The sequence below is a fragment of the Methylorubrum zatmanii genome (assembly GCF_014845115.1).
Lineage (GTDB): Bacteria > Pseudomonadota > Alphaproteobacteria > Rhizobiales > Beijerinckiaceae > Methylobacterium > Methylobacterium zatmanii.
Map to the genome: position 1 here is coordinate 1 of NZ_NKUI01000035.1, position 10,686 is coordinate 10,686.

The window sequence follows — 10,686 nt, forward strand, 5'->3', positions numbered from 1 at the left end:
TACAGGCAGGATCTCCGACGGCAAAAGCCGAGATCCATCAACTCGCCTGCACCAAAAGTGAGTCAGAGCCCTTTTTGGACGCCGATCCTGGGTCCCGATTGGACGCCGATTGACATCCTGGGCAGCAGACAGGCCTGCCTCAGTGCAACTGTCTCTTTCCCGGGCGAAATGATCTTATGTTAAGACGAGAGAAGGAATTTCTCCCTTAACATTCGTTAGATTCCACAGCTCGGCTCTCCTCGCCATGAAACTCGGCATTCGCTCGCGACTCTATGGCGGCTTCGCCGCGCTCGTCCTTCTGTCATGCGGTATGGGTGCGTTTTCCTATCGAAATCTCACGAGCCTCGATCAGACCTTCCAGGTGCAGGAGCAACTCGAGACGGCAACCCGCAACCTCTACACCATCAACGGCCTCACCGACCGCCTGATCGGCCAGGCCGCCCAATACCGGCTGACGCTCGACCCGAACTCTGCCACCGGCATGGTCGCATCCCTGCAGTCGATCGAGCAGCTGTCGGACGCCCTCATCGCCCGCTCCCCGAGCGCGGAACGTCGCGCCGCCTACAAGCAGCTCCGGGCGCAGACCCGCGAACTCCAGACCACGCTTCCGCAGCTGGTCGAGCTGGTCGATCGGATCCGTGAGCACCGGGCGGGCGTCTACAGCAACGGCGACGACCTGACGAAGGCCGCGGGCGCCCTCGTGGCGCAACTGCGTGCCAGCGGCGACGAGGCGGTGATCGCCCAGGCCATGGAAGTCGACCGGGCGATGCTCCTGTTTCGCGTCATGAACTGGCGCTTCCTCGCCACCAAGGATCCGAAGGGGCGGGCGCTCTCGGCCCATGCCTTCAACGGGGCCGAAGCGGCCGTCGCGAGGCTGAAGGAGATGGATCTCACGGCCGCGAACCAGAAGGCTCTGAAGGCTGTGGCCGAGGCGCTGCAGCGCCTCAATGCCAGCTTCGTCGCGGCCTCGCAGGCCATCGTCGAGAGCGAGCGCTTCTTCGAGGACACCCTGAAGCCGCAGGTCGATGCCATCGGCAGCGTCGGCCTGAACGTGCGCCGGAAGCTCGAACCCGCCCTCGCAGAGGGGGTGGCACAGAGCAAAGCCGCCATGACCACGGCCGGCAACATCCAGCTCGCCCTGCTCGGCCTGATCCTGGCGGCGGGCGCCGCCCTGGCGGCCCTGATCGCTCGCAGCCTCCTCCGCCCGATTTCGGGAATGACGGAGGCCATGGGCCGCCTCGCTGCGGGCGAGACTGAGCTCGTCGTGCCGTCCCGGGACGCCGTGGACGAGATCGGCCGCATGGCGCAGGCCGTGGAGGTCTTCCGCCAGAACGCCGTGGCGCGCATGGAGCTGGAGGCGGATCAGATCGCCCAGCAATCGGCCCGCCAGCGCCGGGCCGACCGGGTCGATCACCTGGTGCGCGGCTTCGAGCAGAAGATCGCGTCGGCCATCGCCATCGTCACTTCGGCGGCGACCGAACTCGACGTCACCGCCCGGTCCATGACCCAGGTCGCCGAAAGCACCAACGGGCAGGCGGTGTCGTCCAGCGCTGCCGCGGAGGAAGCCACCACGAACGTCCAGACCGTGGCGGCGGCCGCCGAGGAGATGGTTGCGTCTCTCGGCGAGATCGAGCGGCGTGTCCAGCAATCCAACGAGGTGGCGAATCATGCCGCCCAGGACGCTCACGCGACCACGGAATCCATGACCCATCTCAGCCGGGCGGCCGAGAAGATCGGCGAGGCGGTCACGATGATCTCCGGCCTTGCCGGCCAGACCAACCTGCTGGCGCTCAACGCGACCATCGAAGCGGCACGGGCCGGAGAGGCGGGGCGCGGCTTCGCCGTCGTCGCCACCGAGGTGAAGGAGTTGGCCGCGCAGACCGCCCGCACCACCGAGGCGATCTCCGATCAGGTCGCCGCCATCCAATCCGCCTCCGCCCATGCGCTCAGTGCGATCCACCAGATCGGCCGGACCATCGTCTCGGTCAACGACATCGCCGCCTCGATCGTGGAGACGGTGATGCAGCAGACGGCGGCCACCGATGAGATCGCCCGCAACGCCTCGGAGGCGGCCCGCGGCACGCAGGACGTGTCCCGGAGCGTGGCGCAGGTGCAGGCGCTGTCGAGCGAGACCGGATCGGCGGCCCAGCAGGTGATGATGGCCTCCGCCGAACTGGCGACCCAATCGGAGAACGTGAAGCGCGAGGTCGAGGATTTCCTCGCCGCGATCCGGGCGGCCTGATCGGCCGGTGGATGAAAGGACCGCTCGCCGGCGTTTACCGGTGAGCGGTCTACCTTGAGACAGGACCGGCTGACGAGACGCCAGGGCCCTGAGACCGGTATCGCCACCGCACACCGATCACCCGACCGGCGCTTCGACCCGGAAGCCGGATCCGGGCCGACGCGCCGTGCCTCCACGTGAGCGCCCTCGTCCGTTCGGAACCCGGCCCTCCGGCCTTGGCTGCGTCGTCGCCCTCCTGCTTGCCTGCGCGCCGCAAGGCGGCGGCATCGCCCGCGCCGAGCCGCTCGCCTCCGAAAATCCGCGCATCCCCGAACCGATGGTGTTCGATCTGGTACGCCCCCTCGGGGCACAAGCGGGGGAGCGCGAGGTCAATATCCTGGCCACCCGCCCCCTCGGCCGGGGCCCGACCGATTGGGCACCGGAACTCGAATACGCCTACGCGGATGGGCAATCCCTCGAGATCGAGCTGCCGTTCGAGGATGGGCGCTTCACCCAGTACAAATTCGCCCTGCAGGGCACCTTCGGCACCGGCGCGGAGGGACGCTGGATCCATGGCTGGCAGGCCATCGGCCAGTACGACCGCGACAGCGCGACCTGGCGTAACGCCCTGCTCTACATCTCCGGCTACCGCCTCGACGCGCGCTGGAGCATGCTGAGCATGGCCGGCCTGCGTCAGGTCGGCCTGCAGCGCCTCGGCCCGACCTCTCTGCTCCTCAATCACACGATCTTCTACGATCTCGACCCGGCAACGGTGGTCGGGCTCGAGTTCAACCTCAGTCAGGGCATCGCGCGAGACGACGCCACGCGCGCCCTGGTCATCCCGCAGCTTCACCGCCGGCTGACGGAGGTGACGAGCGTTCAGGCGGGTCTCGGCGTCGAGTTCCGGACCGGCCACGCCCCAGCTCTGGTCTCGGCCCTGCGCCTGATCCGCGAATTCTGAAGTCGCGCCTCGCGTGGACCCCGCATCGGCCTGTCGCGTTTCCAGGGCATCGGCACCGATCCGAGAGGACGACAGGCATGGCGAGCGTCGCGGCATCCGGCACCTTCGCGATCGGCGGAGATCTCACCGTTCACCGGCTCGGGTTCGGCGCCATGCGCATCACCGGGGCCGGCATCTGGGGCGATCCGCCCGATGTCGAGAAGGCGAGGGCGACCCTGCGGGCGGTTCCCGGCCTCGGGATCGATCTGATCGATACCGCCGACAGCTACGGCCCCTTTGTCAGCGAGGATCTGATCCGCGAGGTCTTGCATCCCTATGACGGCCTCGTCGTCGCCACCAAGGGCGGATTGACCCGGCATGGGCCCGACATCTGGCGGCCGGTCGGCAACCCCGACTATCTGCGCCAATGCGTGCTGATGAGCCTCAGGCGCCTGCACCTCGACCGCATCGACCTCTGGCAATTACACCGGATCGGCCCGGACTGCCCGCGCGAGGCGCAGTTCGAGGCCATCGCGGCCATGCGGGAGGAGGGGCTGATCCGCCATGTCGGCCTCTCCGAGGTATCGGTCGAGGAGATCGAGGCGGCCCGCCGGTTCTTCCCGGTGGCGAGCGTGCAGAACCGCTACAACCTCGTCGACCGCACCAGCGAGGCGGTGCTGGAGCATTGCGAGCGCCACGGCATCGGCTTCATCCCCTGGGCGCCCCTCGACAAGGGGTCCTTGGCCGGCCCCGAATCCGCCCTGGAGGCGATTGCCGGCCGCCTCGGCGCGAGCGGAAGCGCCGTCGCCCTGGCGTGGCTCCTGAGGCGCTCGCCGGTGATGCTGCCGATTCCCGGCACCGGCGATCCCGAACACCTCGCCCTGAACGCCGCCGCCGCAGACCTCTCCTTGAGCGAGGAGGATTTCGCGATCCTCGACCGGGCAGGGCGCGAGGCGTGGCAGAATCTCGGCGCTTGATCCGCGAACCTGTCCTTCCTCCTGAAAGACGGGCTTGAGCGCGAGGCTGGCACGCCGGGTGCTTGCACGCACCGCGCGGTCAGGCACCAGGAACCTGAAGGCATCCTCGACCTTTCCGTCCCCGGCGCGGGCGTGGCGCCGGCAGGGAGGAGCGGCATGACCTCAGCGGACAGACTTCTTCGCTCCGGATTCCTCAGCGGCGCGGCCCTGCTGGGCTTGGCCTCCGTCGGCGCCGCCCTCAGCCCGGCCGCGGCGCAGCCCCGATGGGTCTCAGGCACCTACGTCTATGCCGATCTCTGCACCATGCCGGAGGACGGCAGCCAAGCCGGGCGGCGCATCACGCTCAAGCGGTGGCCGAAGGGTGACAACCTCGTCTACGAAGGTGCGGGCCTGGCCGGACCCGTCGAGACGGCGGTCACCGTCGACGACACCACCAAGGCGGTGGCCTTCCGTATCGAGACGCCGGCCGGACTCGTCAGCTTCCACGGCACCGCCGGATCGGACGCCCTGACCGGCACGCTCAACGGCGCCGACGGCGCACAGCCGCTGCGCCTGAGGCGAGTCCTGCGCGCCCGCCCCCAGGAGGCCTGCCCCGGTGAGACAACCGGCTCGATCCATTAACCGCTGCCTTCATGCGCGCCATTGACGCCGCCACGCCCGGGCGCAAGTGAACAGCCGGGGCGGCGACAAGGGCGAGTGGCATGGCCGAAGCGAAGCGCAGCTACAGGATCGCGGTGATTCCCGGCGACGGCATCGGCAAGGAGGTCGTGCCGGAGGGAATGCGGGTGCTGGAGCGCGCCGCCCGGCGCCACGGCTTCGAAATCGTGCAGGATTGGTTCGATTTCGCCTCCTGCGACTATTACGAGCGCTACGGGCAGATGATGCCCGAGGATTGGAAGGACAAGCTCGCCCCCCAGGACGCGATCTTCTTCGGCGCCGTCGGCATGCCGGAGCGGGTGCCGGACCACATCTCCCTCTGGGGCTCGCTGATCCAGTTCCGCCGCGAATTCGATCAGTACGTCAACCTGCGTCCGGTGCGCCTGATGCCAGGTGTTCCGTCGCCCTTGGCGGGCCGCGAGCCCGGCGATATCGACTTCTGGGTGGTCCGCGAGAATACCGAGGGCGAATATTCGAATGCCGGCGGGCGGATGTTCCCCGGGACCGAGCGCGAATTCGCTGTGCAGGAATCGGTCTTCACCCGCCACGGTGTCGACCGGGTTCTCACATTCGCCTTCGACTTGGCCCGGAGCCGGCCGAAGCGGCACTTGACCTCCGCCACCAAGTCCAACGGCATCTCGATCACCATGCCGTTCTGGGATGAACGGGTGCGCGCCGTGGCCGAGAGCTACCCGGATGTCCGCTGGGACCAGTACCACATCGACATCCTGACCGCGCATTTCGTGCTGAACCCGGACCGGTTCGACGTGGTGGTGGCGTCGAACCTGTTCGGCGACATCCTCTCCGATCTCGGCCCGGCCTGCACCGGCACCATCGGCATCGCCCCCTCCGGCAACATCAACCCGGAGCGGCGCTATCCGTCCGTGTTCGAGCCGGTTCACGGTTCGGCCCCCGATATCGCCGGTCAGGGCGTCGCCAACCCGATCGGCCAGATCTGGTCGGGCGCGATGATGCTGGAGCATCTCGGCGAGCGCGAAGCCGCCGCCGAGATCGTCGCCGGCATCGAGCGCGTTCTGACCGAGAAGGCCCTGCGCACGCGCGACCTCGGTGGCACGGCGGATACGCAGACCTGCGGCCGGGCAGTCGAGCAGGCGCTCGGCTAGAGGGCTGTCATGATGCGACCCGTCGTCGTCACGGTGGCGATCACCGGCTCGGTCGCCCGCAAGGCCGACAACCCGACCGTGCCGATCACGCCGGCCGAGCAGATCGAATCGACCCATGCGGCCTACGAGGCCGGGGCGGCCCTCGCCCATATCCACGTGCGCGACGACGACGAGAGTCCGTCCCTCGATCCTGACCGCTTCGGGCAAGTGCAGGCGGGCATCCGCCGGCACTGCCCGGACATGATCGTGCAGTTCTCGACCAGCGGCGGCGGCTGCGATCCGGTCGAGCGGGGGGCCTGCCTCGCCCACCGGCCGGACATGGCCTCGCTGACGGCGGGCTCGGTCAATTTCGGCGAGGGGGTCTATGAGAACCCCGCCCCCCTGTTCACGGCGCTTGCCGGGCGGATGCGCGAGACCGGGGTGCGCGCCGAGATCGAAGTGTTCGACCTCACCCATCTCCACAACGCCCGCCGCCTCGTGGACGAGGGCCTGATCGGCGCAGAGGTGCATGTCCAGTTCGTCATGGGCATCCGCAACGCCCTGCCGCCGGATCAGCACCTGCTCGACCTTCTGCTCGCCGAAACCCGGCGCCTGCTGCCACGGGCGAGCTGGGGCGCCTTCGGTATCGGCCGCTTCCAGAGCACGGTGATGGGCTGGGCGCTTGCACGAGGGGCACAGGGCGTGCGCACAGGGCTGGAGGACAATGTCCGCCTCACGAAGGAGCGGCTCGCGGACGGCAATGCCGACCTCGTGCGGCTGGCGGCCGGGATCTGCGCCGAGCACGGAGCCCGCCCGGCGACTCCCGCCGAGGCAAGGACTCTCCTGCACCTGTCGTGATGCGTCCCCCTTCGGCGCTTCGAGTGGCCGCTTGAGCGGGGTCGACCGCCCCGTGAGGCTCCCGATGTCGCGAGAACCGTCGAGAAAGACTTGATCTAAGTCAATCGAAGAAGACGGCTCAGCTGAACGCATCGCACTCGACTCCGGACAAGATCAACCGATCCAGACCACCGTATTTCGATCTTGTGGGAACGGTTTTCCTGACCTCGCCGTTGCGGGCCCGGTTACGGCGCCGTGTCGGCCGCCGGCAGAGACAGGAACGGACGATGACGAAGTTCTTTCGCAGCACCGCCACCGCAGCCATTCTCGTACTCGGCGCAGCCACCGCACTCGCTCAGGGAGGTGGTGCGGGTGGAGCCGGCGGTGGCGCGGGCGGTGCCGGCGGTCCGGGCGGCGCAACGGGTGCCGGCGGCGGTGCAGCCGGCGGAGCCCGGAGCGGCGCGGCAGGTGGCGCGGAAGTCGGCGGTGCCCGCGGGAGCGACACCGGCGGACCCGCCGGGGCCACGCGCGGCGGTGCCGATGGCGGCGAGGCCGGCCCCCGTGACGGCCGGGAGGGCGGCGCGTCCCGTGCGGGCGAGCCGGGCGCGCGCGACGCGCAGGGTGAGCGTGGCAATCGTGAACCCGGCAAGGCTGAGCGCGGCGACCGCGACGGCCGAAATGGCCGCGATGCGGGCGGCGAGCGCGGTTCCCGTGATCGCGACGGGGCGGCGGAACGCGGCGGTCGCGGCGCTTCCGAGGCACGGGGCGCATCGAAGAGCCTGAGCTCGACCCAGCGCAGCGAGTTCCGCCAGTCGATCACCCGCACCAATGTCCGTCCGGTCAACAACGTGAACTTCGCGCTCAATGTCGGCACGGCGATTCCGCGCTCGGTGACCCTGCACCCGCTGCCCCCGGCGATTCTCTCGGTGGTTCCGGCCTATCGCGGCCTTCAGTTCATCCTCGTCGGCGACGACATCGTCATCATCGATCCCGACACCTACGAGATCGTCGACATCATCCCGGCCTGATCCGGCGCAACGGCGTGAAGAAGGGCGGCGGCGCTTCGGCTTCGCCGCCCTTCGTGCGTCGGGACCTCTGCTTGCGGAACAGGTGAGGAACGTCTAGGCTGTTCGCGCTTTGTTTCTAACGATTCTGCGGCGCCCCCGGCCCGCGGTCGACAGCAGGTGCCGCATGCTGACCCGCAAGCAACTCGAGCTGCTCCAGTTCATCCAGTTGAAGATGCAGGAGGGCGGAGTTCCCCCCTCCTTCGACGAGATGAAGGACGCCCTCGATCTCAAGTCGAAATCCGGCATCCACCGCCTGATCATGGCGCTGGAGGAGCGCGGCTTCCTGCGCCGGCTGCCGAACCGGGCGCGGGCCATCGAGATCCTGCGCATGCCCGACGCGCCTGCCGCGAAGCCGGTCGCTGCCGAGCCGCGCCGCTTCACCCCGAGCGTGGTCGAGGGCGGACTGTCCGGCAAGCCGCCGGCGCCGAAGCCGCCGATGCTCCAGGCCCATGACGGGAACGGTCACTCGGTGATGGTGCCGGTGATGGGCCGGATCGCCGCCGGCACGCCGATCTCGGCGATCGAGAGCCAGAGCCACACCATCGCGATGTCACCGGATTTTCTGTCCGGTGGCGAGCATTACGCCCTGGAGGTGCGCGGCGACTCGATGGTCGAGGCCGGCATCCTCGACGGCGACCTCGTGGTGATCCACAAGCAGGACACCGCCAATAACGGCGACATCATCGTTGCCCTGATCGACGACGAGGAGGCCACCCTCAAGCGTCTGCGCCGTCGCGGCTCCTCGATCGCCCTGGAGGCCGCCAACCCGGCCTACGAGACCCGCGTGCTCGGGCCCGACCGGGTGCGTATCCAGGGCAAGCTGGTCAGCCTCGTGCGCCGCTACTGAAGGCTTTCCGCGGAAGGCGGCCCGGCGATATCGGCCGGGCCTGTCTCTCCGGTCGGGTCCGGATTGGACGGCTCGCTCGGCATCGGCGGCCCCATTCCCGTGAGGGGCCGGGGCTGCCAGGGCTTCGCCCGTCCCGTGTCGCGGGCGCCGACGATCTCCACCCTTCCGGCACCCAAGCGGATCGCGGCGGCGCCCCGCGCCGCCAGGAAGGAGCGGTCGGCGATCACGGGTGCGGCGCAGCCCGGTGGGGCGCGCAGGCGGCTGATCAGGATGTCGGCTCTCGCGCAATCCTCGGGGAAGGCGCGCTTGTCGGCGACGAGGGCGACCGCGCGGCCATCGACGGCAACGAGGGTGCAGCCGAGGCGGTCGCAGCGTGGCCCGGCCTCGCCGCTCGCGGATTCGGGCCTGCGCCCGTCGCCATCCGCCTTCAGCCATTGCTCCAGGACGAAACCCGGCGGACGGCCGAGAACCGCGAGCCGGCCGTCCCGCCCGCGCACCGCCGCGCCCGCGCCGTCCCGGTCGATGTAGATGTCGAAGCGGGTCGGAACCGCCGCCAGGGCGAGGCCGATCCCGGCGGGGAGCAGAGCGAGTAGGCGAAGCCGCGACACCGGCAGGGTCGCGATCAGAAGGGCGGCGGCGAGCCAGATCATCGCCCCCGGCTCGAAAGCCGGCAGCACGAGAGTGGCCCGGCCGAACTGGGCGATCCAGCCCGAGATCTCCAACATGCCGCGCACGGCGAGACCCATCAGCCACCAGACCGGGCGGTCGAGGGCGAAGGGATAGGCCAGCATGCCGAGCACCGCCGAGGGCATCACCACCAGCGACACCAGCGGCAGGGTCAGGGCATTGCCGACGATGCCGAAGGGCTGAACCGTCTGGAAATGGTAGGTGGCGAAGGGCGCCGTGGCGATCTGCGCCACAAGGGTGGTGGCCAGGGTGCCCACCACCGTCGTCGCCAGCCACGATGCGGCTCGTCCCAGCCGGGACGGGCTGCCCGTTCGGAACAGACGCCCGTCGAGGAGCGGGGCACAGGCGATCAACCCGGCCACCGCGCCGAAGGACATCTGGAAACTCGGCCCCAGCAAGGCCTCCGGCTCGCGGGCGAGCGCCAGCATCGCGGCGAGCGCGAGGTTGCGCATGCTGAGCGCCGGCCGGTCGACGAGGATCGCGCCGAGCATCACCAGGGTCATGATGAGGGAGCGCTCGGCGGCCACGTCCCAGCCCGAGAAGGCGCAGTAGGCGGTCACGCCGAGCATCGCCGCCCCGGCGGCGATCTTCTTGATCGGCCATGTGAGCGCGAGAATCGGCACCAGGGCGAGCCCCGCCCGCACCAGCCAGAACACGACCCCGGCGGCGAGCACCATGTGCAAGCCGGAGATCGAGACGACGTGATAGATCCCGGCCGCCCGCAGCACGTCGTTGGTCTCGGCCGAGATCAGCCCGCGCTTGCCAGTGACGAGGGCGGCCGCGACGGCGCCGGCTTGGCCGCCGATGGCATCGGTGATGCGCCGGGTCAGGGCGTTGCGGGCCGCATCGACGGCGGCGGCCAGGCGCAGCGACAGCGGAAGCGGTGCGGTGGCCGGCCGCAATTCCACCTTGCCGACGAGCGAGCCCACGGCGCCGATGCCGCGGAAGTAGGCATCGCGGGCGAAATCGTAGCCGCCCGGCCGCGCCGCTTCCGGGGGCGGCAGCAGGCGGGCGGTGGCCCGGATCGCATCGCCCGGCCGCACGATCTGCGCCGTCCGATAGGAGACCCGCACCCGGTACGGACGGCTCGCCGCGTCGAGGGTGCCGAAGCTCTCCACCCGAACGATCAGCCGGGCACCGCCTTCGCGCTCGTCGAGGCCCTCGACCACACCGACCAAGGGCGCGATGGCGACCCGTGTCAGCACCGGCCCCGCCACCGAGGCCACCCGCCAGACGCCGGCCGCGAAGCCGAGGAAGACGGAAGCGACGGCCAAGGCGAGGGCGAGCGCGACCGGGCGCGCCCGCAAGGCCGGGGTAATGGCAAGGCTCAGGGCCGCCGCGATCAGCGGC

Annotated in this window: 9 protein-coding genes; 8 read left to right on the forward strand and 1 reads right to left on the reverse strand. The window is 69.7% G+C overall.

What is annotated here, in order from left to right:
* The first annotated feature begins 244 nt into the window (after positions 1-244).
* The 8 genes from MZTS_RS04630 to lexA all read left to right on the forward strand — a co-directional run bounded on the left by MZTS_RS04630 (position 245) and on the right by lexA (position 8,649).
* Complete coding sequence (locus MZTS_RS04630; protein ID WP_246481994.1) at positions 245-2,242, forward strand: methyl-accepting chemotaxis protein; 1,998 nt, start codon at positions 245-247, stop codon at positions 2,240-2,242.
* A gap of 166 nt (positions 2,243-2,408) precedes the next feature.
* Positions 2,409-3,182, forward strand: coding sequence for a hypothetical protein (locus MZTS_RS04635; protein WP_343068699.1), 774 nt, complete (start codon positions 2,409-2,411; stop codon positions 3,180-3,182).
* Positions 3,183-3,259: 77 nt separating this feature from the next.
* Positions 3,260-4,138, forward strand: coding sequence for an aldo/keto reductase (locus MZTS_RS04640; protein WP_192282137.1), 879 nt, complete (start codon positions 3,260-3,262; stop codon positions 4,136-4,138).
* Between the two features lie 156 nt (positions 4,139-4,294).
* On the forward strand, positions 4,295-4,759 hold the full coding sequence (locus tag MZTS_RS04645; protein ID WP_192282140.1) for a hypothetical protein: 465 nt from the start codon (positions 4,295-4,297) through the stop codon (positions 4,757-4,759).
* Between the two features lie 80 nt (positions 4,760-4,839).
* A complete protein-coding gene (locus tag MZTS_RS04650) occupies positions 4,840-5,919 on the forward strand; it encodes a tartrate dehydrogenase (RefSeq protein ID WP_192282143.1) in 1,080 nt (359 codons plus the stop codon).
* Positions 5,920-5,931: 12 nt separating this feature from the next.
* A complete protein-coding gene (locus tag MZTS_RS04655; protein ID WP_192282161.1) occupies positions 5,932-6,756 on the forward strand; it encodes a 3-oxoadipate:acetyl-CoA acetyltransferase in 825 nt (274 codons plus the stop codon).
* A 266-nt stretch (positions 6,757-7,022) separates the two neighbouring features.
* Positions 7,023-7,763: a DUF1236 domain-containing protein gene (locus tag MZTS_RS04660; protein WP_192282146.1), complete on the forward strand. Its 741-nt coding sequence runs from the start codon at positions 7,023-7,025 to the stop codon at positions 7,761-7,763.
* 163 nt (positions 7,764-7,926) lie between these two features.
* Positions 7,927-8,649 (forward strand): transcriptional repressor LexA, encoded by a 723-nt coding sequence (lexA, locus tag MZTS_RS04665; RefSeq protein WP_192282149.1) that lies wholly within the window; start codon positions 7,927-7,929, stop codon positions 8,647-8,649.
* Here lexA and MZTS_RS04670 read toward each other — a convergent pair.
* Positions 8,643-10,686 (reverse strand): ComEC/Rec2 family competence protein (locus tag MZTS_RS04670; RefSeq protein WP_192282152.1); only part of this gene is annotated, 2,044 nt, incomplete at its 5' end. The genes lexA and MZTS_RS04670 overlap by 7 nt on opposite strands.

Bases quoted from the DNA above. Each gene is read 5' to 3' on its own strand.
- MZTS_RS04630 (WP_246481994.1), top strand. From the start codon at position 245: ATGAAACTCGGCATTCGCTCGCGACTCTATGGCGGCTTCGCCGCGCTC.
- MZTS_RS04640 (WP_192282137.1), top strand. From the start codon at position 3,260: ATGGCGAGCGTCGCGGCATCCGGCACCTTCGCGATCGGCGGAGATCTC.
- MZTS_RS04645 (WP_192282140.1), top strand. From the start codon at position 4,295: ATGACCTCAGCGGACAGACTTCTTCGCTCCGGATTCCTCAGCGGCGCG.
- MZTS_RS04650 (WP_192282143.1), top strand. From the start codon at position 4,840: ATGGCCGAAGCGAAGCGCAGCTACAGGATCGCGGTGATTCCCGGCGAC.
- MZTS_RS04655 (WP_192282161.1), top strand. From the start codon at position 5,932: ATGCGACCCGTCGTCGTCACGGTGGCGATCACCGGCTCGGTCGCCCGC.
- MZTS_RS04660 (WP_192282146.1), top strand. From the start codon at position 7,023: ATGACGAAGTTCTTTCGCAGCACCGCCACCGCAGCCATTCTCGTACTC.
- lexA (WP_192282149.1), top strand. From the start codon at position 7,927: ATGCTGACCCGCAAGCAACTCGAGCTGCTCCAGTTCATCCAGTTGAAG.